A 22,761-nucleotide genomic window follows, 5' to 3' on the forward strand; every position below is an offset into this window, starting at 1 on the left:
GGCGACGAGACCGCCACGACACCAACGACGAGAAGAGAACACGCCATGACCGACACGCACACCCCGACGCCCCGGACCGACTCACCGTCCGCGGCGCCCGCGCCGGAGCGCGGCCTCCACCTGGCCATCTCCGGGACGTACTCCAGTGGCAAGAGCACCACGACCGAGGCCCTGTCGATCGCGACCGGCATCCCTCGCACCCACGCGATGACCTCCCGCGAGATCCTGATGGATCTCGTCCCCGGCAAACAGGTGCAGGAACTGAGCGCGTCCGAGCTCACCATGCTCGGCCTGCGGCGCCTCGAAGAACGCATCCACCACGAGGCGGGCGCGGGACCGTTCATCTCGGACGGCTCCGTCATCCACGAGTGGATCTACGGCGAGGCGCGTATGCGCGTCGGCATCAATCCGGGCGCCAGCCTCCTGGTCAAGACGGTGAAGAACATCGCCGGGCTGCCGGTGAAGCGGTTCTACCGCCAGTACATGGACGCCTACGGCGCGGTCACCAAGGCACGCGCCAAGCGCATCTACGACGCCTATGTGCACCTGCCCGTCGAGTTCGCCATGAAGGCCGACGGTCACCGCCCGGTGTCGGAGAAGTTCCGCAAGCTCTCCGACGACCTGCTCATCGAGACGCTCGAGGAACTGCAGATCCCGTACCACGTCGTGGGCGGCAGCGTCCGCGACCGGGTGGCGCAGATCGTCGACATCTTCGGCCTGCCCCTGGTGATGCCGCTCGACGAGGCCATCGACCAGGCGCACCACCGCGTGCGGCAGGCCACCGAGGTCCTGGAACAGGACGACCGCTTCCACGAGGCGCAGCGCACCAAGTCCCTGCGCCGGCGCGTGGCCTACGCGACGCGGTTCTGACCCGCCGACGCCCACGGACGCCCTTCCCCTTCTCGACGCCCTGCCGTCGGCAAGGGGAAGGGCGCAGCGGCCGGTCCGACGAGCCCGGCAGGCGGCATGGCCGCGAAAAGCGTTGGACGGGCGATGCCCGGGCTTGTAGCTTGCAGTGGACCGTGACACCGCCCGAGGAGGTGAGACCCATGAACGCTGTATCGACGTGGGTGCTCCCCCTTGTGGTCACGGCCGGCGACTGACGTACAGGTCGCCGGGAGCGCCTCCACCACAAGGCACTCCCGAAAGGCAACACCCATGGACTCTGCACCCCGTTCGCAGGCTTCCGACGCCCACCGCGCGCCCCGCGAGTTCGACGTGATCATCGCCGGGTGCGGGCCGACCGGCGCTACGCTGGCCGCCGAACTGCGCCTGCACGACGTGCGGGTACTCGTCGTGGAGCGGGAAACCGAACCCGTGTCCTTCGCCCGCATCGTGGGTCTGCACGCACGCAGCCTCGAACTGCTGGACATGCGCGGGCTCCTGGAGCGCATGCTCGCCCACGGACGGCAGCGCCCGGCCGGCGGCCTCTTCGCCGCGATCGCCAAACCCGCGCCCAAGGACCTGGATTCCGCGCACGCCTATCTGCTGGGCATCCCGCAGCCCACCGTCGTGCGCCTGCTGGAGGAACACGCGGTCCACCTGGGTGCGCAGGTCCGGCACGGCAGTGCGGTGACCGCTCTGGACCAGGACGACGAGGGCGTGACCGTCGAACTGGCCGACGGCGAACGGCTGCGTTCGCGCTATCTCGTCGGCTGTGACGGCGGACGCAGTACGGTACGCAAACTGCTCGGCGTCGGCTTCCCCGGCGAAGCCTCACGGAACGACACGCTGATGGGCGAAGTGGAAGTGGGCGTGCCGCAGGACGAGATCGCCGCCAAGGTGAGCGAGATCCGCGCGGCCCAGCCGCGATTCTGGCTGCGGCCGGTCGGCGAGCGGGTCTACAGCCTCGTGGTCCCCGCCGCCGCCGTCAGCGACCGCGCGGAACCACCCACCCTCGAAGACTTCAGGCGCCGGCTGCGGGCCGTCGCCGGAACCGACTTCGGCATCCACTCCCCGCGCTGGTTGTCCCGCTTCGGGGACGCCACCCGGCTGGCCGAACGCTACCGGGTCGGGCGGGTGCCGCTGGCCGGCGATGCCGCCCACATCCATCCGCCCACCGGCGGACAGGGGCTCAACCTGGGCCTCCAGGACGCCTTCAACCTCGGCTGGAAACTGGCCGCGCAGATCCACGGCTGGGCACCGGAGACACTCCTGGACACCTACCCGCGCGAACGCCGTCCGGTCGCCGAGGACGTCCTCGACAACACCCGCGCCCAGATGGATCTGTACTCCACCGAACCGGGCCCGCAGGCCGTGCGCAGGCTGCTCACCGAACTGATGGACTTCGACGAGGTCAACCGCTTCCTGACCGAGAAGATCACCGCGATCGGCATCCGCTACGACTTCGGCGCTGGCCACGATCTGCTCGGCCGCCGGCTGCGGGACATCGACGTGAAGCGGGGGCGCCTCTACGGTCTGCTGCACCGCGGCCGCGGGCTGCTGCTGGACCGCACCGAACGCCTGACCGCCGGCGGCTGGTCGGACCGCGTCGACCACGTCGCCGATCCCACCGCGGCCCTGGACGTCCCGTGCGTTCTGCTGCGCCCCGACGGCCACGTCGCCTGGGTCGGCGACGACCAGCACGAACTCGACGACCACCTCGGTCGCTGGTTCGGCGAACCCACCGACTGAAGCCGCAGCAGGCAGCAGCGCGCGGCGGGAGGTGTTGGGCCGTCCGGCTCAGTCACGTTGCCGGACGCACCCGCACCCCCGTCGTACCCGGCTCACAGGGTCACCAGTCTCTCGAAGAAGAACTCGTGCTTGAGGAACGACGTCTCGTGTTCCGCCCCCGGGTACGGGGGGATGAGCTGGGCGGCCTGGAAGAGGCGCCAGCCGTCCTGCAGGGCGGCGACGCCGGTCTCGTACGGCGGCTCGTCCGCGTCCCCGGTGGTGGGCCGGCTCGCGCCGGTGCCGTCGTACCGAGCCCATCCGACGACCGGCGAATCCAGTGCCGAGGTGTCCAGGTACAGGACGAGCACCTGCTGCCGTACGGTGTCCGAGCTGGTCACGCGTGGCTCCTCTGCGCGGGTCGGTTCGAGATCCGGGTGGCCCAGTACTCGATGTCGAAGTCGGGGTCGGCGGACAGGGCCCGCCAGAGCCTGATCCGGTTGTGGATCTCCAGACGGCCGGTGGCCGTTTCGTACCAGGGGAAGGTGCGCCCCAACTCCTCGCGCACAGCGGGGTCGTGGAGGTCGGTGGTGTCCCACAGCCGTACCTGCGGCACCGTCGGGTTGAAACGGATCTTGTACATGTGGCGGACGGTGTCACTGTCGTTGCGGCGGCCGCCGTGCCAGATGCCGTGGTGCAGCAGGACGACCGTGCCGGCCGGGCAGGTCAGCCGGGTCTGCCCGCGCAGGTTCTGGTACCGGCCGGTGTCCGACTCGTTGGTGCGCCGCAGATGGCTGCCCGGGACGATGAGCGTGCCGCCCATGTCCGCGGTGACCTCCTGCGGGTAGTACATCAGCTGCACGTCGAAGGCGTCGGTGCGCAGGTCGATCAGGGCGTCGGCGTGCAGCGGCTGCGCACTGCCCTCGCGCGGCTCACGCGTGTGCACGAAGTGGTGGTCGACCGTGGGGTTCGGGCCCACCAGGCTTTCCAACGCGCCCGCAACCGAAGGTAGTTCGACCAGCCGCCGGGCGAAGGACCGCTCGGCGAACGCCTTCGGCACGGCGGTGCCGTACGGAACCGACGGCAGGCCCGCGGCGAAGACGCCGGGCGCCTCCTCGTTGAGTTCACGGGGCACGACGCCGTCCAGGCGCAGGAAACCGTGGGCCACGAACCGCGCCACCTGGGCGGAGCTCAGCAGTTGTCGTGTGGTTGGCATACGGCAACCGTAGGAAAGGACGGCCGTTCCGTAATGGGCTGTAATCAGCGGCCGCTGGTACTTTTCCGCCATGACGCACTACGTGGAGCCGGCCCTGGACCTGCCTCCGCACGTGGAGAACGCCGGGGTGGGCGTCCACGGCCACGCCGGCCCTCACGAGGTGTTCCGGCTGCCGCACCTGTGGCAGCTCCATCTGTACGCCTACTCCGGCACCTTGGAGTTCGACGGCTTCCGGCATCCGATCCGCCCCGGACACGTCAGCCTCGTACCGCCCGCCACCGAAGTGCACTTCCACTACGACCACGCGCCCAGCCAGCACCTGTACGCCCATTTCACGCTGCCCGGAGACGGCGAGCGGCGCCGCGTCCCGGCGATGCAGGACGCGGGCGCGGACGCGGCGATGCTCACCGCGATGCTGCGGCAGACGGTCGCGGCGGGCACCCAGTCCCCCACGCGCGCCGCCGCGGAACTGTGGACCGTGCTGTGGCGCACGACCACCCTGGCGCGCACGTCCGGAACCGGAGACGGGGCCCGGCACCCCGCCCTGCGGGCTGCCATGGCCCACATCGAGCAGCGTCTGGCGGAGCAGCTGAACGTCCCGGACATCGCCCGTGCCGCCGGGATCTCCCACACGCAGCTCACGCGGCTGTTCCGCAAGGACACCGGGCTCACCGTCGTCGGCTACATCCGCCACCGCCGGATGGAACGCGCCCGGCACCTGCTGATCGCCTCGACGCTCGCCATCCCGGCGATCGCCGCGACCGTCGGCATTCCCGACCTGCAGGCGTTCAACAAGACCTGCCACCGGGAGCTGGGCGCCTCACCACGCTCGGTCAGGCGCTCAGCGGGTCGATGAGACAGCCCGCGCCTACCGGTTGACGGAGCGCATGCCCGCCTCGTCGTAGCGCTCGCCGGACGCCTGGGGCAACTCGGCGTCGATACGGGCCAGATCGTCCTTGGTCAGTGTGATGTCGACCGCGGCGGCGTTCTGCTCCAGGTAGGTGCGGCGCTTGGTGCCCGGGATCGGCACCAGGTCCTCGCCCTGGGCCAGCACCCAGGCGATGGCCAGCTGCGCCGGCGTCACGTCCTTCTCGGCGGCGATCTCCTTCACCTTGGCCGCCAGCCGCAGGTTCGCCTCCAGGTTGGCGTCCTGGAAGCGGGGGTTCTGGCGGCGCCAGTCGTCGACGTCCAGGTCGTCCGGCGAGGTGAACCGCCCGGCGAGGAAGCCGCGGCCGAGGGGCGAGTACGGCACGAAGCCGATGCCCAGCTCCCGGCAGGCGGGCAGCACCTCGGCCTCCACGTCCCGCGACCACAGCGAGTACTCGCTCTGCACCGCGGTGACCGGGTGGACGGCGTGGGCGCGCCGGATGGTCTGCGCGCTCGCCTCACTCAGCCCGATGTGGCGCACCTTGCCCTCGGCGACGAGCTCGCCCAGTGCGCCGACGGTCTCCTCGATGGGCACGTTCGGGTCGACCCGGTGCTGGTAGTACAGGTCGATGTAGTCCGTGCCCAGACGCTTCAGGGAGCCGTGCACGGAGCTGCGGACGTGCTCTGCCGAGCCGTCCTGCGGGCCGACCGTGCTGATGTCGCCCGGTACCGCGTCGTCCATCCGGTAGTTGAACTTCGTCGCGATCACGTACGCGTCACGGTGCCCCCGGATCGCCTCGCCGACGAGGGACTCGTTGGTGAGCGGCCCGTACATCTGCGCGGTGTCGAGGAAGTCCACCCCGAGGTCGAGGGCGTGCCGGATGGTCGCGATGCCCTCGGCCTCGTCGGCGGATCCGTAGAAGGCGGACATCCCCATGCACCCCAGGCCGATGGCCGATACCTGCAAGTCCCGCAGACTGCGCTTCCGCATGTCGTGTCCCAGCCTTTCCCAGTCCTTGTGCGCCCTTACGTCCTCGACGCTATGACTTGGAGCGCACTCCATGGCAAGTCCGACGTGCTCGACGCGCGTCCCACCTGCTCGGGTCTGCATCCCCGGCACGGGGTGGGGGTGAAGCAAAGGGCGAGACCGGGACTGCAGAGGAGAGATCGTGAACGGCACATCACCGGCGGGGGGTCCCCGATGACGAAGTGGATGCCCCGGCCCGACGGCGGACGGCCCTCGGGCAGGTCCTGCTCCCACATCTGGACCGCGGACCCCGCGCCGCAGGGTGAGACGTGCGCCCAGTGCTTGGCGCGCGGGCGTGCGCCGTCAGGCCTGCTGCTCTGCCTGACCTGCGGGCACGTGGGGTGCGACGACAGCTCCCCCGGTGCCCACGCCACGGCGCACTTCCACTCCGGCGGCCACCCCGTGGCACGTTCCCTGGCGGCCGGCCAGGAATGGGCCTGGTGCTACGAGGACGAGGTGTACCTGGATCCGCTCCCGGAAGGGTCCGTGCCACGTTCCGCGCCGAGGACGCCCGAGTCGGTCTGGGACTACCCGCGGCCTCCCGCCGTGCAGGAGGACGACCGCCTCGTGCGTGTCGAGTGCGCCGGCCAGGTGGTGGCGGAGAGCCGGAGGGCGGTCCGGGTGCTGGAGACCAGCCATCCCCCCGTCTTCTACATTCCTCCGGCGGACGTCCGCACGGACCTTCTGTTTCCGGCGGTCTCGGGTCGCACCTGGTGCGAGTGGAAGGGAGCGGCCCGGTACTGGGACGTCGTCGTGGGAGACGACGTACGGGCTCGTGCCGCGTGGAGTTATCCGGAGCCCGAGCCCGGCTACACGACCCTCACCCGCTTCTTCGCCTTCTACCCGGGCAGCATGGACCGCTGCACCGTCGACGGGGAGGACGTCACGGCGCAGGAGGGCGACTTCTACGGCGGCTGGATCACCTCGGAAGTGCGGGGGCCGTTCAAGGGCGCGCCGGGCACCCTGATGTGGTGACGTCCCGCCTGCGGGCCCGAAGGACACCGTCCAACTGGTGTCCTTCGGGCCCCGTTCGTCAGCGCGGGCGCAGGGCTGTGTACTCGGCGGCCAGTTCGTCCGCCATGCGGCCCACGGAGAACCGCTCGGCGACCAGCTTCCTGCCCTCGGCCGCGTAGCGGCCTCGGTCGTCGGCGGAGGTGGCCGCGATACGTCGCAGCCCTCTCATCAGTCCGGTCTGGCTGGAGGTGTCCATCAGGATGCCGTTGACCTGGTCGCGCAGGTAGTGCGCGACGCCCCCGCGGCGGGGACCGGCGACAGGCAGGCCCGCGTCCATCGCCTCCAGCACCGCGATCCCGAACTCCTCCTTCGCGCTCGGGCACACGTACCAGCAGCAGGCGTCGGCCGTGCGCTCCGTCAGGGCACGCTGCAGGCGGCGTACCTCGGCGTTCGGCAGGGCGGGCAGCAGAGCCAGGCGACCGGCCGCCTCGGGGCATGCGGCGAGCAGGGCGTCGATACGGCGGCGGATGTCGTCCTCGACCGGTGTGCCGGTCCCGGGGCTGCCGCCGACGAGGACCAGCGTCGTGGTGCGGTGGGCACCCGTCGCCAGCCAGGCCCGGAGCAGGAGGTCCTGCTGTTTGACCGGGTGCAGCCGGCCCACGCAGAGCAGCACGGGCAGGTCACGGTCGCGGGGGTCCAGGGCGTCGGGGCGCGACCCGTCCCGGTAGAGCCGCGCCAGCGCCTCGCGCCGCCGGTCGTCCTCGTCGGGTGCGTCCCGGTAGGGGGCGATGCCCTCGGGCGGCGCGCTGGGTCCGCTTCCCCCGTTCAGCTGCGCGAGGCCGGGGAAGTGGCGGACGAGGTCCTGTGTGCCACCGCGTCCGGGGATGCCGACGACCGTGTCCGCGCGCTCGACGAGCCGGTCGGCCACGAACACCCGGTGCAGGTCGTTGCGCAGTGCCTCCGCCGCCGCCGGGTCGGCCGGATCACTGGCGGCATGGCGTTCGGCGAGGCCGCGATGCGGGTCGGGGGTGGCCGTGAAGACCAGGGCCGCGCCCAGGCGCTCGGCGGCGTCGGCGAGTGCCAGGCTGCCGTCGTCGGCGTATCTGACGTGCAGGACGTCCAAGGGGCGGGGCATGTCCCCGAGCAGACGGGTCGCCCACCAGGTGAGCGCCGGGCGGTGGCGGTGCATCTCCGGCTGGGCCGGCGCCGAGGGCGCGTCCACGGGCAGCCGCAGCACCCAGTGCCCGGGCGCGCGTTCATGAGCGAGCCGGCCGTCCGCCGCCAGGTCCTCGTGCCCGGCCGTCACGACCGTGATCACACCGGCTATGTCCTCGGTCTCGGCCAGCCGGTCGCCGAGCCCGCCGAGCAGCACCGCCAGTCCACCGCTCAGCCCCTGCCCGGGAGTGTCCAGGCCGCCCAGCAGCATGCTCTGGGCGACCAGCCGGCCCGCGAGCTTCTCCCCCTGCGGGCCGAGCACGGGCGTCGGCGGCGCCAGCAGAAGGCGTTCGTAGGCGTCCTCGGCGTGGGAGGTGCCGGGCAGGTGGGCCCGGCCGCCGGGAAGCTGGTGCAGGTAGCGCCAGGCGGCATGGCGTACGGCCCGGTGGGTGGTGTCCCGCGAGAGTGACGCGCCCTCGGCGGGGGTGAAGGGACGCAGGCCGGAGGCCACCGCGAGGTCCAGCAGCCGGCCCACGGGCGGTCCGTCGCGCGAGTCGCCGAGCGTGGCGCGCAGCACCTCCTCGGCGTGCCGGGGGCCGTGCCAGCGCACGGTCTCCGGCCACAGCTCCGTCAGGACGGCCATGAGCCGCGGGTCGCTCGCCCCGTGGGCGAGCAGGGCCTCCGGCGTCAGCGGTACGCCCAGGCGGGCGGCGCGGCGCAGCCCCGCCACGGCTTTGTCGTGGCGGTCGACGCCGGGCCCGTCGCCGGGCGACACGGCGCGTGGCCGCAGCCCGTATTCGGCTTCCAGCAGCCTCGCCAGTTCGCCCGCCGCGTCCGGAAGGCGTCTGTCGGGTCGCGGCTCGGGAAGGTGTGCGGTCCAGCCGGAGCCGTCGAAGAACGCGGTCCGGGCGGCCACCAAGGGGTCACGGCCCCCGTGGCCGACTTCTGCCGACCGTCCGGGCTCGTGAGCGGCCGAGGGGGATGCGAAAGCGGTGCCGGCCACGGGTTCTCCTGTCTCAGGGACGGCGCTGACCTCTGTGGTTCCCGGGGTGTCGGCCTTCTGGATGCACCTGCCGTCCGTGCCCATCGCCACACCGTCCGACCTGCCCGAACGTGCCTACGATGCGCTGGCGCCGCTTCGACGGAGGGTGGGCGCACGATGTCTCGCCGAGGGGTGCGTATGCCGCGTGTCGTTGTCGTCAGTCCCCCGTTCATGTCCCATGCGCGGCCGCTGTCGGTCCTGGCCGGTGCCCTGCATCTGCGGGGGGCGGACGTGTACTTCGCCTGTGCTCCTGCGTTCGAGCACCTGGCCCGGGAGGCGGGGGTGGGCTTCGAGCCGCTGTCCGTGACGCGCAACGCCAACACCGGGGTGGCCGAGGCGACCGAGCAGGACGCCCAAGAGGCGGCGCGGCTGGCCGAGTTCCTCGACGCGACCAGGGAGGGCGCCGTCTCCACGCTGCTCGCCCAGGCCCGCCACCGGCGCGCGGACATGCTGGCCGACCCCGACGGCGTGCTCGACGCGCTGCGCTCGGCCGACCGGCGGCTGCGGCCCGACTGGTACGTCGTGGACCAGCTCAGCTACCCGGTCACCCTGGCACTGCACTGCCTCGGCCTGCCCTACGCGACCTTCTGTCCCGGGCACCCCAGTTACGTGCTCAGCGGCCCCGACGCCTACTTCGGCGTCCCCTGCGCCTGGCCCGACGCGCTGCGCCCCGATCCGGACCCCCTGGGGCAACTGCGGGCCGCAGCGCGGGAGAACGACGAGGCCTTCACGGCCCTGTTCGCCTCCTTCTCCCGGCGGCACGCGCCCGCGCGGCCGGCTCCGGGCCGGGCCTTCGCCCTCAGCTCGCCGCATGCCGTCGTCTACGCCTACCCGGAGTTCGCGTGGCTGCCGACACCTCCGCCGGGGCCGGCCCGCCTGTACGCCGGGCACATGGCCGCCGCCCCGGAGCCCCTCGACAAGGAGTGGGACACGCGCCTGCGCAAGCTGCGAGCGAGCGGGGAGGAGCGGATCGTCCTCGTCGCGCTCGGCACGTTCCTGTCCGCACGGGACGACGTCCTGCGCACGGTCGTCACGGGGCTGCTCCAGGGCAGGCCGGACGTGTCGGTCGTCGTCGCCGCCGGGAAACGGTCCGCGGCGCTGGCCGATCTCGCCGGCGAGCGGGCCGTGGTGGTGCCGTCGGTGCCCCAGCGCGCGCTGCTGGAGCGGGTGGACGCGATGGTGCATCACGGCGGCAGCAACTCCTTCACCGAGTGCCTGAGGGCGGGCGTGCCCGCGGTGGTGCTGCCGTTCTCCAGCGACCAGTTCTCCGTGGCCCGGGACGCGGAGCGTTCGGGCGCCGGTGTGGTCCTCGACCCGAACAGGCTCTCGCCGGCCGACGTTCCCGCGGCACTGGAGACGGTGTGGCGCACCGTGAGCCCGCGCATGCCCGACCTGGCCGCGTCGGTACGGCGGCGGGGGCCCCGGTGGGCAGCCGGTGAACTGCTGGCCGCCATGGCCCGGCGGACGTCGGCGGACTGATCCGGCGCCGTCGCCCCGGCACACGCCCGGCGGCGGTCAGTCGAACGGCATACCGGATGTGGGCAGCCGCACCGGCGGTCCGAAGACCACCGGGAGGCCGGGCGCGTACAGAACGCTCACGGGCTCGCCCTGCGGCCTCGACAGACCCGCCTCCGCGACCAGGTCGTCCTCCCATCCCAGCAGGTTGCACCTGCGGAAGGACCAGGCGGGGTGCGCGTTGGGGAGGTAGTAGGTGCGCCCGAGGAACCGCTCGTGCAGCCCCCACCGCTGGGTGAGGAACTCCTCCAGCGGCCCGGCCGCCACCGCCTCGTCCTGGACGTCCAGCCACACACGTGCCCCCGCGCGCGTACCCTGGCGCCGCTGCGTGCTGTACAGCAGCCGGTTGTCGAACCACTGGCCGCTGATGCGGGACCACCGGTAGGGCAGCCCGAAAGCGCCGCGCGCCGTCAGCACGGGCAGCAGCCGGTCGCAGTCGAGCGAGCGGAACACGACCCCGCGCCGCCCCGCGGCGTCGCGGCTGTACAGCCGGACGTTGACCTCGCCGAAGCTCCCCAGGTACGGCAGCGCCGGCGTCCGGCCGAAGGCGAGGTCGTCCATGCGGAAGAAGACCAGGCCGACGTAGGCTCGGCCCCGGTACAGGTCGGGCACGGTACCGGCCGGCAGCAGCCGGGCCACCTCGAACGGGTCGGCGGGCCAGTGCAGGAACACCAGGTCCCGCCAGCGCTGCCGGAACAGCACGCGCCGCACCGTACGGGGAGCCAGCGGTGTCAGCGCCTCCGCGGGCCGGGCGCGGTGGGACGGGGGGCTGTACGCGAGACGTCTTCTGGGCATGGCCGCTCTACCGCACCACGTCGAGCGTCGCGCCGGAGCCGGGGCGAACCAGCCTCGCTCCCGCGGAGAGCGCCTCCACGATCGCGTCCACGCCCTCCCTGACCGGCAGTCCCGGCGGCAGCGGCGGCGCGTCACCCACGACGGCGCGCGCGGCGAAGCCCGTGTCCATGTGGGGCAGGTTGACCTCCAGTACGCTCACGCCCTTGCGCCGCTGCTCGCGGCGGACCGCGGTCAGCCAGGTGGCCAGCGCCGCCTTGGCGGCGGCGTAGTCCGCCATCCGGGCCGGTGCCGCCTCGGCCACGATCCCGGTGACGGCGGCGAGCACACCGCCCTCGGGCACCCGGTCCGCGGCGGCCCTCAGGAACGCCATCGGGGCCAGCGCGTTCACCGCCATCAGGTGTTCGCGGACCGCGTCCTCCACCTCCCCGACCGGCCCGAAGGCGGCGACGCCGACACACACGACGACAGCGTCCAGGCCGCCCAGCTCCGCCACCGCCCAGTCGACCGTCTTGGCGCAGGAGTCGACGTCCCAGGCGTCGAAGGTGCAGGCGGGGGCGTGCCCGCACGCCGCCGAGACACGGGTGAGGGCCTCGCGGTCACGACCGGCCAGTGCCGTGCGGGCGCCCAGGGTGTGCAGACGGACGGCGAGCGCGCCCCCGATCTCCCCGGTGGCGCCGGGCACCAGAATCCGTGCACCGCGCAGGTCCATGCCCTGCCTCCCGTTCGCAGCCGACCACCTGGACGTACGTGTCTGGTTCGCCGGTCGGCCGCCGGGCGGATGCAGGGGGGTGGGTGGCACACCGGGAACGTCACACGGTGCCCCCGTGGACGCCTCCGCTCTTCCGCCGCGCGGCGGCCAGTTCGTCCGCGAGGTCCCGCAGGTCCTGTGCGCTGCGCGTGGGAGGGGTCATCGTCCGCGGATATACGGACGCTCCGCGCCGCAGCCACGCTCCCTGCAGTCCCGCTCGCCGCGCACCGTCGGTGTCCCAGGGGTGCACGGCGACCAGCATCGCCCGCCCGGGTCGTATGCCGGCCCGTTCGACGGCATGGTGGTAAGCGGCGGGCGCGGGTTTCCAGCAGCGAGGGCCGGAGACGTCCGACAGGACCTCGAAGCAGTGCAGCACTCCCGCCCTGTCCAGCAGCCGCTCGGTCGAGGCGACGCTGCCGTTGGTCATCGCCGTCAGCCGATACCCGGCCTCGCTCAACGTCCGTACCCCGTCCGGCACATCGGGATGGACGTCCAGCTGGGAGAAGCCGCCCATAATGTGCCCGGCCGCGGCCTCTTCCTCGCCTTCCCAGCCGTCGAGGCCGGACAGCAACGTCCGCAGCCCCTCGTGGGCCACGGACGTGAAGTCCTCGTAGGCACCGGCGGCCGTCAGGGCGAAACCGTCCCGCAGCACCCCGGCGAACCACGTCGGCAGCAGATGCCCCGGGGCCCCTGTGTCCTCGAAGCGGACGCGCAGCGACGTGAGGTCGCTGAGCGTCTCGTTGACGTCGAAGACCAGGACCTCGGGCTGGTCGGCAGCCATGGGCTCCCCTTCCGGGCGTCCGTACGCGGTCGCCGGGCAGCGCGACCGTCGCGCGGCGAGTACCCGTCCTGCGCGCTGTCGCCGCACCGTGCGCCGGGGATGCGGTCCGAGGGCGGCGCCGGGGTGCGGGCCGTCGGCGCGTCAGCAGCCGCCTGAAGCCGCCGGGGCACCGATGCCGATCTGGAGCGTGGCCGGGGCGGCGCAACATCCGCCGCCTTCAGCGCCCTGTACGGCGTCGGGGTCGTCGAACAGGCCCGCGCCCCCGCAGACGCCGGTCTCCGGCAGGGTCAACTCCACGCGTTCGGCGGCCTCGCGGTCGCCGGCGATCGCGGCGGCGATGGAGCGGACCTGCTCGTAGCCGGTCATCGCGAGGAACGTGGGGGCACGGCCGTAGGACTTCATGCCGACCAGGTAGACACCCTGCTCGGGATGGGAGAGCTCGTTGACGCCGTGCGGGTAGACGGTGCCGCAGGAGTGGACGTTCGGGTCGATCAGCGGGGCCAGCGCGGTCGGGGCCTGGAGGCGCTCGTCGAGGCCGAGGCGGACCTCGGACAGGAACGACAGGTCGGGGCGGAAGCCGGTCAGGACGATCACCTCGTCGACCGGGTCGAGGCGGCGGCCGTCCTCGGCGACCAGGACCAGCCGGTCGTCGGTGTCGCGTTCGACGGCCGCGATGCGGAAGCCCGTGACCGCGCCTGCGTGGCCGTTGTCGACGGCGGCCTTGGCGCGCAGTCCCAGGGCTCCTCGCGCGGGGAGCTGGTCGGCCTCGCCTCCGCCGTAGGTGTCGGTACGGATGCCGCGCCGCAGGATCCACACCGCGTGCGTGGCGTTGTCCTCCTCGGCGAGGTCGGCGAGGTAGGCCAGGGCGGTGAACGCGGAGGCGCCCGAGCCGACGACGGCGGTCCGCCTGCCCGTGTACCGGGCGCGCACGGCCGGGTCGCTCAGGTCGGGTACGCGGTAGGAGACACGGTCGGCGGCGGCCTTCTCGCCGAGGGCGGGCAAGCCGTCCGCGCCCATCGGGCCGGGGGTGGACCAGGTGCCGGAGGCGTCGACGACGGCGCGGGCGGTGATCCGCTCCTCATGGCCGCTCGCGGTACGGACGTGCACGACGAAGGGCTGCTCGTCGCGGCCGGAGTCGACGATGCGGTCACGGCCCGCGCGGGCGACGCCGGTGACCGTGACGCCGTAGCGGACCTTGTCCCCGAGGGCGTCGGCGAGCGGCTGCAGGTACTTCTGGGCCCAGTCTCCGCCGGTCGGATAGACGGCACCGTCGGGGCGGGTCCAACCGGTCGGGGCGAGCAGCTTCTCGGCGGCGGGATCGGTGACCTCGGCCCACGGCGAGAACAGCCGGACGTGCGCCCAGGCCCGTACGGCGGTGGCGGCGGACGGTCCGGCCTCCAGGACCAGCGGTTCGATGCCGCGCTCGACGAGATGGGCGGCGGCGGCCAGGCCGATGGGCCCGGCTCCGACGACCACGACGGGCAGCTGCTCGGTCGCGGACACGCTGTTGGTGGGCACAGCCACGGGATTCCCCTTTGCTTCGACGTTCGTCGATGTCTCTGCGCCCACCATGCCATCTGATTCGACGAGCGTCAACATAGACAGATATCGAATCAAAGACCTTGGTTCGACATGTGTCAACATAGACGTATGTCGAACACCAAGGTGTTGCCGCTGCTGGAACCCGCCACCGGTGAGGGGACGGCGCCGTGCTGCCCGCCCCTGACCGAGCGCCCGTTCACCGCGGACGAAGCGGAGAGCGCCGCGCGCATGTTCAAGGCCCTGGGTGATCCGGTGCGGCTGAGGCTGTTCTCCGCGGTCGCCTCGCACGAGGGCGGCGAGGCGTGCGTGTGTGACATCTCCGACGTCGGCGTCTCGCAGCCGACCGTGTCCCACCACCTGAAGAAGCTCAAGGACGCCGGTCTGCTCACCTCCGAACGGCGCGGCACCTGGGTCTACTACCGGGTCGAGCCGTCCGTCCTCGCCACGATGGGCCGACTGCTGACGATCCCGCCGTCCGCGGTCTGAGCCGGACGGCGGGGAACAGCGGGCGGGCCGGGCCTCAGCTCTCCTGCGCCGCGAGTGCGGACTGCCGGGCGGCCGCGAACCTGCCCCGCCAGGCGAGGGACACGTACACGAGCGCGACCAGGACGGGCACCTCGATCAGCGGACCGACGACGCCGGACAGCGCCTGGCCGGAGGTGACGCCGAAGGTGGCGATGGCGACGGCGATCGCCAGCTCGAAGTTGTTGCCCGCGGCGGTGAAGGCGAGGGTGGCCGTGCGGTCGTAGGCCAGGCCGATGGCCTTGCCGAGGGCGAAGGTGCCGAACCACATGATCGCGAAGTAGGCCAGCAGCGGCAGGGCGATGCGGGCCACGTCCAGGGGCTGGGAAGTGATCGTCTTTCCTTGCAGGGCGAAAAGGACGACGATCGTGAAGAGCAGGCCGTACAGCGCCCAGGGGCCGATCCTGGGCAGGAAGCGCGTCTCGTACCCGTCGCGGCCCAGCTTCCGTTCGCCGATGCGACGGGTGAGGAAGCCCGCCAGCAGCGGGACACCGAGGAAGATGACGACGTTCAGAGCGATCTTTCCCATGGAGATGTCCAGGTGCCGGCCGTCGCCCAATCCGAGCCAGCCGGGCAGCAGTTCGAGGTAGAACCAGCCGAGCAGACCGAACGCCAGGACCTGGAAGAGGGAGTTGAGCGCGACGAGGACGGCGGCCGCCTCGCGGTCGCCGCAGGCGAGGTCGTTCCAGATGATGACCATGGCGATGCAGCGGGCGAGCCCGACGACGATCAGGCCGGTGCGGTACTCCGGCAGGTCCGGCAGGAAGATCCATGCCAGCGCGAACATCACGGCAGGGCCGATCAGCCAGTTGATGACCAGCGACGAGATCATGAGCCGCCTGTCGCCGGTGACGGCGTCGAGCTTGTCGTAGCGCACCTTGGCCAGGACCGGGTACATCATGATCAGCAGGCCGAGCGCGATCGGCAGCGAGACACCCCCGATCGCGACCCGGGCGAGGGCGTCGTTCAGGCCGGGGACGGCCCGGCCCAGACCGAGGCCGGCGGCCATGGCGGCCAGGATCCAGACGGCGAGGAAACGGTCGAGCGTCGACAACTGCGCGACGACCGAGGACTCTTTGGCGGTCGCGGTCTCTGTGCGGGTCATGGGCAGGCCCTCTTGTTCTCGGCGGCGCGGCGAGCGGACTCGGCCAGTTCGGCGAACTGGCCGGCCAGCGAGGCGATGACGTCGGGGCGCAGCCTGTAGTACGTGTACCGGCCGCACGGCTCCGTCTCCACGACCCCCGCCTCGCGCAGCACTCTCAGGTGGTTGGACAGGTTGGTCTGCCGGGCACCGGTCTCCTCGATGAGGTGGGTGGTGCAGAGCGTCTCCCGGGCCAGCAAGGTGACGATCTGAAGGCGCAGCGGGTCCGCGAGGACGCGCATCAGATCAGTGTCGACCGACATCATCATGGGCTGATACTGTCACATCACCGTGAGCTGATACCAGCCAGCACTGATGTGTTGTGCGTCGTCCCAACGTCCGGCCTCTCCCGCCCCCTTGGTCCACCGACGTCCACCGACGAAGGAAGAACGATGTCCTCCAGCCCTCTCGCTTCCGTGCTGTTCGTCTGCGTCCACAACGCCGGCCGTTCGCAGATGGCCGCCGGATTCCTCGACCACCTCGCGGGCGACCGGATCGAGGTACGCTCGGCCGGCTCGGTCCCCGGGGACCAGGTCAACCCCGCCGCGGTCGAGGCCATGCACGAGGTCGGCGTCGACATCTCCGCGGCCACGCCGAAGATCCTGACCACCGAGGCCGTCCAGGCGTCCGACTACGTCATCACCATGGGCTGCGGCGACGCCTGCCCCGTCTTCCCGGGCAAGACTTACCTCGACTGGGCCCTGGAGGACCCGGCGGGCAAGGGCGTCGAGGTGGTACGCCCCATCCGCGACGAGATCCGCAAGCGCATCGAGGCCCTCATCACCGAGATCGACGCGCAGCAGGAGGCATGACCTCGTGACGATCTCGATCCGGCCCGCCCGGGAAGAGGAAGCGGCCCTGTTGACGGATCTGGCTCTTCGCTCGAAGGCCCACTGGGGGTACGACCCAGAGTTCCTCGCGTCGTGTCGCGAGGAACTCACCCTCAGGAGTACGGAACTCGCCGCCCGTCGTACGGCTGTTGCGGCACACCACGGCCGCATCGTGGGCTTCACGACTTTCGAGGGCGAGCCACCGCGGGGCGTTCTCGGCATGATGTTCGTCGATCCCGACGTCATCGGGCAGGGCATCGGCCGGATGCTGTTCAACCAGGTGGCGCAGACCGCCAAGGTGCTGGGATTCACCGAGTTCACCATCGACGCGGATCCGAACGCCGAGCCCTTCTACGAGGCCATGGGAGGCGTCGCCGTGGGCCGCGTGCCGTCCGGCTCGATCCCTGGTCGCACCCTCACCCAGTACCTGCGCTCCCTCCCGAGTTGAGGTTCTCGGCGACCGGCCATCGCCATGAGGTCCGGGTCAGGGCACTACGACGATCTTGCGGCCCTGGCCCGCCGCGAACTGGTTCAGTGCCTGGGGGTACTGGGTCAGGGGCAGGCGGTGGCTGATGAAGACCTGGGGATCGAGTACCCCCGTGGCGAACAGTTCCGCCGCCCGCTCGTAGCTGTGCAGGACGGCCATGGAACCGGTGATGGTGATCTCCTGGTTGTAGATGCGGTACGGCGAGATGGTGGCCGTCGTCGCGTAGTCCGAGACGCCGAACTGCAGGAAGGTGCCGGCCTTGGCGACGCGTTCCAGGCCGTCCTGGATGGCGGCGGCGTTGCCGGTCGCGTCGACCACCACGTCCCAGCCCCGCGGTCGCCCCAACTCATCGGCGTTGGCGGCTGCCTGGGAGCAGCCCAGCTTCTCGGCGGTCGCCAGCCGCTCCGGGTTGAGGTCGACGACGTCCACCGAGGCGGCTCCGGTGCGCTTGGCGAGTTCCAGCATCATCAGGCCCATCGTCCCGCTGCCGTAGATCAGGACGTGCGCGCCGAGCCTGCTGTTGAGGACGTCGTAGCCGCGCACGGCGCAGGACAGCGGCTCGATGAGCGCCGCGTCCTGGACCTCGACATGCTCGGGCAGTCGTACGCAGTTGGCGACCGGAGCCACGGCGTACTCGGCGGCGCCGCCCGCCACGGTCACGCCGATCGCCTGCCAGCGGTCGCAGAGGTTGTTGCGGCCGGCCCGGCAGTAGCGGCACTCGTTGCAGTACAGCGAGGGGTCGACCGCGACCCGGTCGCCGAGGGCGAGCTCGGTGACCTCGCTGCCGAGGCCGACGACCTCGCCGGCGAACTCATGGCCCGGGACGACGGGCAGGGTCGGTGCGAACTCCCCCTGCAGGATGTGCAGGTCCGTTCCGCACAGTCCGCAGGCCGCCACGTCGACCACGACCTCGCGCGGCCCGGGGGTGGGGTCGGGCACCGTGGTGACGGTGACCTGGCCGGGGGCTTCGATGACGGCGGCTTTCACTTGACTGCTCCTAGGGACAGGCCGCGGACCAGTTTGTCCTGGGCGGCGAAACCGGCGATGAGCACGGGCAGGGACACCAGCGTGGCGGCGGCGCAGAGGCGGGCGAGGAAGAGGCCTTCGCTGGTGATGAAGCCGACCAGAAAGACCGGCGCGGTCGAGGCGTTGGTCGCGGTGAGGTTGACCGCGAACATGAACTCGTTCCAGCTGAAGATGAAGCAGATCAGCGCGGTGGCGGCGAGGCCGGGCATGGCGACCGGGGCGACGATCCGCCACAGCACGGTGAGCAGGTTGGCCCCGTCGACCTCGGCGGCCTCCAGGATCTCCTTCGGGACCTCGGCGAGGAAGGAACGCATCATCCACACCGCGATCGGAAGGTTCATGGCGGTGTAGAGGACGATCAGTGTCCACACGTTGTCGAGCATCCCGGCGTCCTTGACGATCAGGTACACCGGCAGCAGGGCCGCGATGGCCGGGAGGAACTTGGTGGACAGGAAGAAGAACATGACGTCCGTCCACTTCCGCACCGGCTTGATGGACAGCGCGTAGGCCGTCGGCACCGCCAGGGCGAGAACCAGCAGGGTCGAAATGACGCTGGCCATGGCCGAGTTGAGCAGGAACGGGGTGATGTCCCGGCTGAACAGCAGCTTGTACTGGTCGAAGGTGAGAGGTGCGAGGAGGCTCGGCGGGTTGGTGGCCGCGTCCGCCTCCTGGTGGAAGGAGGTGAGCACCATCCAGGCCACGGGCGCGAAGAACGCCAGCGTGGCGAGCCAGGCCACGAAGGTCCACAGCGGGGACAGCCTCGGCGCGTCGCCATGGTCGTCACGGCGGCGGACGAGTTTCCTCAGCCGCGCGCCGGGAGCGCCGGGCGCGGCTGTCGCTGCGTGAGCGGTCATCGGGACACCTCCTCACGGAACAGGGACGCGATCGTGCGCAGTGCGAAGGTCGCGATCACGATCGAGCCGAGGACGACGACGACACCGGCGGCGGCCGCCTGGCCGTACTCGTACTTGCGGAACATGGTCAGGTAGATCTCGTAGGGCAGATTGGTGGTCTGGGAGCCGGGACCGCCCTGGGTGATGGTGTAGACCGCGTCGAAGGTCTGCACGACGTAGATGGTGCCGAGCAGGACGCCCAGTTCGATGTACTGGCGCAGGTGCGGCAGCGTGATGTGGCGGAAGGTCTGCGTCGCCGAGGCCCCGTCCATGCGGGCCGCTTCGAGCACGTCACCGGGCTGGGCCTGGAGGCCGGCCAGCAGGATCAGCATCATGAACGGTGTCCACTGCCAGACCAGGGAGATGACGACGGCGGGCATGGGGTACGACGAGACCCAGTCGACCGTGGGGCCGTTGGCGGCTCCGAACAGTCGCCATACGGCGTTCAGGGTGCCGTTGAGCAGGCCGTAGTCGGGGTTGTAGATCGCGTGCTTCCACAGCAGCGCCGCCGCGACCGGCATGACCAGGAACGGCGCGATGAGCATCGTCCGGGCCAGGCCGCGGCCGGCGAACCGCCGGTCCAGCAGCAGGGCCAGACCGAGGCCGAGGAGCACGCTGATGAGGACCACCGACGCGGTCAGGACGATGGTGTTGAGGACCGCGGTGCGCAGCCGCTCGTCGGTGAAGACGAACGTGAAGTTGGACAGGCCGACGAAGTGCCGCTCGCCCGGCTTGAGGATGTTCCACTGGAGGGTGGAGATCACGAGGGTTGCCACGAAGGGCAGTTGGGTCACGACGATCGTGAAGACCAGCGCGGGCAGCAGCGGAAAGCGGCGTTTCCAGGCGCCGGCACCGCGGGAGGCGCGGGGGCGGACGGGAGGTGGAGCTGTCTTGGGTGGGGCGGTGAGCGTGGTCATGGAGGGTTCCTCTGCCGGGACGGCCGGAATGGGGGAAGCGGTGCCCGGCCGGGGGGAGGACCGGCCGGGCGGTCGAGGTCACTTCTGGTAGTTCTCGGCGACGTCGGCGGCGAGCTTCTGGCCGTCCTTCAGTGCCGTGTCCACGCTGGTCTTGCCGGCGATGGCGGCGGAGATCTCCTGGGTGACCTTCGTGCCCAGGTCCTGGAACTCCGGGATGGCCACGTACTGGACACCGACCGTCGGGCGGGGCTGGACGCCCGGGTCGGCCGGGTCGGCACCCTCGATCGACTTCAGCGTGATGTCACCGAAGGACCCGGCGGCCTTCTGGTACTGCGGGATCGCGTACGTGCTGGCCCGCTTGCCGGAGGGAACCCGGGCCCAGCCGAGCTTCTGGCCGACCAGGTTCTCGTACTTCTTGCTGCCGGCCCACAGCATGAACTTCGCCGCGGCGTCCGCGTTCTTGGTGGTCTTGGGCATGGCCCAGGCCCAAGACCACAGCCACCCACTGCTCTTCGTCTGGGCGGTCGGGGCATAGGCGTAGCCGACGTGCCCGGCGATCTTGCTGGAGGCGGGGTCCTCAAGAGATCCGGCGGCGCTGGTGGCGTCGTACCACATGGCGACCTTCTTCTGGCTCATGGCATTCAGGCACTCGGTGAAGCCGGACTGCGCCGCGCCCGCCTCGCCGTGCTTCTTGACCAGGTCCACGTAGAAGTTGGTGGCCTTCTTGAAGGCGGGGCTGTCCACCTGGGCCTTCCAGTCCTTCGTGAACCATGTGCCGCCGAAGGTGTTGACCACGGTGGTCAGCGGTGCGCCGAGTTCGCCCCAGCCGGCCAGACCGCGCAGGCAGATGCCTCGCATGCCGGGCTCGGCGCCGTCGACCTTGGCCGCGATGTCCGCGATCTGCTGCCAGGTGGGGTGCTCGGGCACCGTGACGCCCTTCGCCCTCATGACGTCCTTGTTGTACATCAGGAAGGACGACTCGCCGTAGAACGGCAGGGCGTACAGCTTGCCGTCGGCTCCGGACAGGGAGGTGACGATGGGCTTGAGCAGGTCGGCCTTGTCGAAGCCGGCGTCCTTGTCGGCGTAGGAACCCAGCTCGTGCAGCCAGCCGTTCTTGGTCCAGATCGGCACCTCGTAGGCGCCGATGGTGGCGACGTCGTACTGGCCGGCCTGGGTGGCGATGTCCTGGGTGACCTTGTCGCGCAGTTCGTTCTCGGGAAGGATCGTGAAGTTGACCTTGATGCCCGTGTCCTTGGTGAACGTGCTCTTGGTCAGTTTGGCGATGTCCTCCATCTGCGGGTTGCCCACCATCAGCACGTTGATGCTCTTGCCGCCGCCACCGGAACTCGACGAACCACCCGCGCCGCTGCAGGCGACCAGCAGTGAGCCGGCGGCCGTGGCCGTGGCGAGAACATGAACCATTCTCCGTGTACGCATGACTGACTCCAGGGTGTTCGAGGGCATGGGGAACCACGCCCCGGCCTTGCGGGGTGGGATGGACGAGGGATGGGCTGCGGCTCAGGCCTGGATGACCTGAGGACCCAGCAGCGCGTAGCGGCGGGCCTCGGAACTGTGCAGTCCCGTGTCGGTGACGATGGCCTCGAAGTCGGTGACCTGCGCGAAACGGCAGAAGCTGACGGCACCGAATTTGGTGTGGACGCCGGAGAACACCCGGCGTTTGGCGACCCGCATGACCTCGGCCTTCAAGGCGCCGACGGCGGGGTCGGGAGTGGTGAGTCCGTACTGGCGGGAGATGCCGTTCGCGCCGACGAACGCCAGGTCGATGGCGAAGCCGGACAGCATGCGGGTGGCCCAGTGGTCGACGGTGGCCAGCGTCCCGCCGCGGACCCGGCCGCCGAGCAGCAGCACGTTGATGTTCTCGGCGGCCGCCAGGGCGCCGGCGGTGGACAGCGAGGCGGTGACCACGGTCAGTGGCCGGTCGCGGGGCAGGGCGGCGGCGATGAGCTGCGGGGTGTAGCCCTCGTCGATGTAGACGGTCTCGGCGTCACCGAGGAGTTCGACCGCGGCGCCGGCGATCCTGGCCTTCTCGGGGACGTGCCTGGTGGTGCGGAAGGCGAGCGTCGTCTCGAAGCCAGCGCTCTCCACAGGGTGTGCGCCGCCGTGCGTACGGCGGACGAGCCCGTGCCTCTCCAGTGCGTTGAGGTCTCGCCTCACGGTCTCCTTGGAGACCCGCAGCTCTACGGCGAGCTGCCCGACGTCGACGGATCCGTCACGGCGTGCCGTCTCCAGGATTCCCCGTCTTCGTTCCTCGGTGTCCACGGCGACACCTCCGTTCCACGGCTCCGCATGATGTGCCCGAGTGGGCCGATCCCCGAGCCCGTCCCGTTCGGGCTCCGGTGGCCAAATTTCTACAAGGGGACAGCGGCTGCTGACCAGGTTCGTCGTCACGAAGTTCGTGACCGAATGTGACCGTCTCGCCGGACACGGATTCCCTGCTCGCCGCGGCGGAACGCGTCGGGGAGGGGGGACCGGGTGACTGCAAGCGGACCCCGACGTGCCCGATGGGTGCCCGTTTCCGGATGGATCAGGATCGCGGGCCGGGAGGTGGGAGCGGATTTCCGGTCACCTGAGGATGGGCTTCCCGTCGTTTCCCGGACGCCTGATGCGCGCCCAAGCGGCCTCGCCGACCTGTGCGGCCAGATCACCCTGCCGTGACAGGAAGCTTTCTGAGG

At 71.1% G+C, this 22,761-nt stretch carries 23 protein-coding genes and 1 pseudogene; 9 read left to right on the forward strand and 15 right to left on the reverse strand.

What is annotated here, in order from left to right:
* The first annotated feature begins 45 nt into the window (after nucleotides 1–45).
* Entirely contained in the window at nucleotides 46–870 is an 825-nt protein-coding gene (locus tag LN251_RS29950; RefSeq protein ID WP_458247301.1) for an ATP/GTP-binding protein, read from the forward strand.
* 288 nt (nucleotides 871–1,158) lie between these two features.
* The gene (rox, locus tag LN251_RS29955; RefSeq protein ID WP_458247302.1) at nucleotides 1,159–2,634 is read left to right on the forward strand and encodes a rifampin monooxygenase; all 1,476 of its coding nucleotides are present in this window, start codon (nucleotides 1,159–1,161) and stop codon (nucleotides 2,632–2,634) included.
* Nucleotides 2,635–2,726: 92 nt separating this feature from the next.
* On the opposite strand, the gene LN251_RS29960 is transcribed toward rox, so the two are convergent.
* Both LN251_RS29960 and LN251_RS29965 read right to left on the reverse strand, forming a co-directional pair.
* Entirely contained in the window at nucleotides 2,727–3,011 is a 285-nt protein-coding gene (locus tag LN251_RS29960; RefSeq protein ID WP_458247303.1) for a hypothetical protein, read from the reverse strand.
* The gene (locus LN251_RS29965) at nucleotides 3,008–3,826 is read right to left on the reverse strand and encodes a phytanoyl-CoA dioxygenase family protein (protein ID WP_458247304.1); all 819 of its coding nucleotides are present in this window, start codon (nucleotides 3,824–3,826) and stop codon (nucleotides 3,008–3,010) included. Before LN251_RS29965 ends, LN251_RS29960 begins: the two co-directional genes overlap by 4 nt.
* Nucleotides 3,827–3,896: 70 nt before the next feature.
* Between LN251_RS29965 and LN251_RS29970 the strand changes: the two genes are divergently transcribed.
* On the forward strand, nucleotides 3,897–4,682 hold the full coding sequence (locus tag LN251_RS29970) for a helix-turn-helix domain-containing protein (RefSeq protein ID WP_458247305.1): 786 nt from the start codon (nucleotides 3,897–3,899) through the stop codon (nucleotides 4,680–4,682).
* Nucleotides 4,683–4,694: 12 nt separating this feature from the next.
* On the opposite strand, the gene LN251_RS29975 is transcribed toward LN251_RS29970, so the two are convergent.
* Complete coding sequence (locus LN251_RS29975; RefSeq protein ID WP_458247306.1) at nucleotides 4,695–5,684, reverse strand: aldo/keto reductase; 990 nt, start codon at nucleotides 5,682–5,684, stop codon at nucleotides 4,695–4,697.
* Between the two features lie 222 nt (nucleotides 5,685–5,906).
* Between LN251_RS29975 and LN251_RS29980 the strand changes: the two are divergent.
* A pseudogene (locus LN251_RS29980) lies at nucleotides 5,907–6,179 on the forward strand (UBP-type zinc finger domain-containing protein); the annotation flags it as partial.
* Entirely contained in the window at nucleotides 6,177–6,695 is a 519-nt protein-coding gene (locus tag LN251_RS29985) for a DUF427 domain-containing protein (RefSeq protein ID WP_458248192.1), read from the forward strand. The pseudogene LN251_RS29980 and the gene LN251_RS29985, both read left to right, overlap by 3 nt.
* 58 nt (nucleotides 6,696–6,753) lie before the next feature.
* Here LN251_RS29985 and LN251_RS29990 read toward each other — a convergent pair whose 3' ends face one another.
* Nucleotides 6,754–8,832: a glycosyltransferase family 4 protein gene (locus tag LN251_RS29990; RefSeq protein WP_458247307.1), complete on the reverse strand. Its 2,079-nt coding sequence runs from the start codon at nucleotides 8,830–8,832 to the stop codon at nucleotides 6,754–6,756.
* Between the two features lie 177 nt (nucleotides 8,833–9,009).
* On the opposite strand from LN251_RS29990, the gene LN251_RS29995 reads away from it, so the two are divergent.
* Nucleotides 9,010–10,350 carry a glycosyltransferase gene (locus LN251_RS29995; protein WP_458247308.1) on the forward strand — a complete coding sequence of 447 codons (1,341 nt, stop codon included), beginning with the start codon at nucleotides 9,010–9,012 and terminating at the stop codon, nucleotides 10,348–10,350.
* A 36-nt stretch (nucleotides 10,351–10,386) separates the two neighbouring features.
* Here LN251_RS29995 and LN251_RS30000 read toward each other — a convergent pair whose 3' ends face one another.
* The 4 genes from LN251_RS30000 to LN251_RS30015 all read right to left on the reverse strand — a co-directional run bounded on the left by LN251_RS30000 (nucleotide 10,387) and on the right by LN251_RS30015 (nucleotide 14,228).
* Entirely contained in the window at nucleotides 10,387–11,181 is a 795-nt protein-coding gene (locus LN251_RS30000; protein ID WP_458247309.1) for a YqjF family protein, read from the reverse strand.
* A 7-nt stretch (nucleotides 11,182–11,188) separates the two neighbouring features.
* Nucleotides 11,189–11,890 (reverse strand): SDR family NAD(P)-dependent oxidoreductase, encoded by a 702-nt coding sequence (locus LN251_RS30005; protein ID WP_458247310.1) that lies wholly within the window; start codon nucleotides 11,888–11,890, stop codon nucleotides 11,189–11,191.
* A gap of 100 nt (nucleotides 11,891–11,990) precedes the next feature.
* A complete protein-coding gene (locus LN251_RS30010) occupies nucleotides 11,991–12,710 on the reverse strand; it encodes a haloacid dehalogenase type II (RefSeq protein ID WP_458247311.1) in 720 nt (239 codons plus the stop codon).
* 141 nt (nucleotides 12,711–12,851) lie between these two features.
* On the reverse strand, nucleotides 12,852–14,228 hold the full coding sequence (locus LN251_RS30015) for an NAD(P)-binding domain-containing protein (RefSeq protein ID WP_458248193.1): 1,377 nt from the start codon (nucleotides 14,226–14,228) through the stop codon (nucleotides 12,852–12,854).
* Between the two features lie 132 nt (nucleotides 14,229–14,360).
* Between LN251_RS30015 and LN251_RS30020 the strand changes: the two genes are divergently transcribed.
* Nucleotides 14,361–14,738 carry an ArsR/SmtB family transcription factor gene (locus tag LN251_RS30020; RefSeq protein WP_458247312.1) on the forward strand — a complete coding sequence of 126 codons (378 nt, stop codon included), beginning with the start codon at nucleotides 14,361–14,363 and terminating at the stop codon, nucleotides 14,736–14,738.
* A gap of 34 nt (nucleotides 14,739–14,772) precedes the next feature.
* Here the strand turns inward: LN251_RS30020 and arsB are convergent, their stop codons facing one another.
* On the reverse strand, nucleotides 14,773–15,879 hold the full coding sequence (gene arsB / locus LN251_RS30025; RefSeq protein ID WP_458247313.1) for an ACR3 family arsenite efflux transporter: 1,107 nt from the start codon (nucleotides 15,877–15,879) through the stop codon (nucleotides 14,773–14,775).
* On the reverse strand, nucleotides 15,876–16,184 hold the full coding sequence (locus LN251_RS30030; RefSeq protein WP_458247314.1) for an ArsR/SmtB family transcription factor: 309 nt from the start codon (nucleotides 16,182–16,184) through the stop codon (nucleotides 15,876–15,878). The genes arsB and LN251_RS30030 overlap by 4 nt, the downstream gene beginning before the upstream one ends.
* A gap of 123 nt (nucleotides 16,185–16,307) precedes the next feature.
* Between LN251_RS30030 and LN251_RS30035 the strand changes: the two genes are divergently transcribed.
* Together LN251_RS30035 and LN251_RS30040 are read left to right on the forward strand one after the other, a co-directional pair.
* Nucleotides 16,308–16,727 (forward strand): arsenate reductase ArsC, encoded by a 420-nt coding sequence (locus LN251_RS30035; protein ID WP_458247315.1) that lies wholly within the window; start codon nucleotides 16,308–16,310, stop codon nucleotides 16,725–16,727.
* 4 nt (nucleotides 16,728–16,731) lie between these two features.
* Nucleotides 16,732–17,193, forward strand: coding sequence for a GNAT family N-acetyltransferase (locus LN251_RS30040; RefSeq protein WP_458247316.1), 462 nt, complete (start codon nucleotides 16,732–16,734; stop codon nucleotides 17,191–17,193).
* Between the two features lie 36 nt (nucleotides 17,194–17,229).
* Here the strand turns inward: LN251_RS30040 and LN251_RS30045 are convergent, their stop codons facing one another.
* The 5 genes from LN251_RS30045 to LN251_RS30065 all read right to left on the reverse strand — a co-directional run bounded on the left by LN251_RS30045 (nucleotide 17,230) and on the right by LN251_RS30065 (nucleotide 22,348).
* Nucleotides 17,230–18,219, reverse strand: a complete 990-nt coding sequence (locus tag LN251_RS30045; RefSeq protein ID WP_458247317.1) for a zinc-dependent alcohol dehydrogenase family protein — start codon at nucleotides 18,217–18,219, stop codon at nucleotides 17,230–17,232.
* Nucleotides 18,216–19,112: a carbohydrate ABC transporter permease gene (locus tag LN251_RS30050; RefSeq protein ID WP_249835265.1), complete on the reverse strand. Its 897-nt coding sequence runs from the start codon at nucleotides 19,110–19,112 to the stop codon at nucleotides 18,216–18,218. The genes LN251_RS30045 and LN251_RS30050 overlap by 4 nt, the downstream gene beginning before the upstream one ends.
* Nucleotides 19,109–20,068 carry a carbohydrate ABC transporter permease gene (locus LN251_RS30055; RefSeq protein WP_458247318.1) on the reverse strand — a complete coding sequence of 320 codons (960 nt, stop codon included), beginning with the start codon at nucleotides 20,066–20,068 and terminating at the stop codon, nucleotides 19,109–19,111. Before LN251_RS30055 ends, LN251_RS30050 begins: the two co-directional genes overlap by 4 nt.
* 78 nt (nucleotides 20,069–20,146) lie before the next feature.
* Complete coding sequence (locus LN251_RS30060; protein WP_458247319.1) at nucleotides 20,147–21,505, reverse strand: ABC transporter substrate-binding protein; 1,359 nt, start codon at nucleotides 21,503–21,505, stop codon at nucleotides 20,147–20,149.
* A gap of 81 nt (nucleotides 21,506–21,586) precedes the next feature.
* Entirely contained in the window at nucleotides 21,587–22,348 is a 762-nt protein-coding gene (locus tag LN251_RS30065; protein ID WP_458247320.1) for a DeoR/GlpR family DNA-binding transcription regulator, read from the reverse strand.
* Between the last annotated feature and the right edge of the window lie 413 nt (nucleotides 22,349–22,761).

The organism is Streptomyces sp. MAI_2237 (assembly GCF_054189285.1).

Excerpts from the sequence above, each read along its gene's own strand:
- LN251_RS30005 (WP_458247310.1), bottom strand. The coding sequence starts at position 11,890 with ATGGACCTGCGCGGTGCACGGATTCTGGTGCCCGGCGCCACCGGGGAG.
- LN251_RS30010 (WP_458247311.1), bottom strand. The coding sequence starts at position 12,710 with ATGGCTGCCGACCAGCCCGAGGTCCTGGTCTTCGACGTCAACGAGACG.
- rox (WP_458247302.1), top strand. The coding sequence starts at position 1,159 with ATGGACTCTGCACCCCGTTCGCAGGCTTCCGACGCCCACCGCGCGCCC.
- LN251_RS29950 (WP_458247301.1), top strand. The coding sequence starts at position 46 with ATGACCGACACGCACACCCCGACGCCCCGGACCGACTCACCGTCCGCG.
- LN251_RS30020 (WP_458247312.1), top strand. The coding sequence starts at position 14,361 with ATGTCGAACACCAAGGTGTTGCCGCTGCTGGAACCCGCCACCGGTGAG.
- arsB (WP_458247313.1), bottom strand. The coding sequence starts at position 15,879 with ATGACCCGCACAGAGACCGCGACCGCCAAAGAGTCCTCGGTCGTCGCG.
- LN251_RS30030 (WP_458247314.1), bottom strand. The coding sequence starts at position 16,184 with ATGATGATGTCGGTCGACACTGATCTGATGCGCGTCCTCGCGGACCCG.
- LN251_RS29995 (WP_458247308.1), top strand. The coding sequence starts at position 9,010 with ATGCCGCGTGTCGTTGTCGTCAGTCCCCCGTTCATGTCCCATGCGCGG.
- LN251_RS30000 (WP_458247309.1), bottom strand. The coding sequence starts at position 11,181 with ATGCCCAGAAGACGTCTCGCGTACAGCCCCCCGTCCCACCGCGCCCGG.
- LN251_RS29975 (WP_458247306.1), bottom strand. The coding sequence starts at position 5,684 with ATGCGGAAGCGCAGTCTGCGGGACTTGCAGGTATCGGCCATCGGCCTG.
- LN251_RS30050 (WP_249835265.1), bottom strand. The coding sequence starts at position 19,112 with ATGACCGCTCACGCAGCGACAGCCGCGCCCGGCGCTCCCGGCGCGCGG.
- LN251_RS29970 (WP_458247305.1), top strand. The coding sequence starts at position 3,897 with ATGACGCACTACGTGGAGCCGGCCCTGGACCTGCCTCCGCACGTGGAG.
- LN251_RS30035 (WP_458247315.1), top strand. The coding sequence starts at position 16,308 with ATGTCCTCCAGCCCTCTCGCTTCCGTGCTGTTCGTCTGCGTCCACAAC.
- LN251_RS30055 (WP_458247318.1), bottom strand. The coding sequence starts at position 20,068 with ATGACCACGCTCACCGCCCCACCCAAGACAGCTCCACCTCCCGTCCGC.
- LN251_RS29965 (WP_458247304.1), bottom strand. The coding sequence starts at position 3,826 with ATGCCAACCACACGACAACTGCTGAGCTCCGCCCAGGTGGCGCGGTTC.
- LN251_RS30060 (WP_458247319.1), bottom strand. The coding sequence starts at position 21,505 with ATGCGTACACGGAGAATGGTTCATGTTCTCGCCACGGCCACGGCCGCC.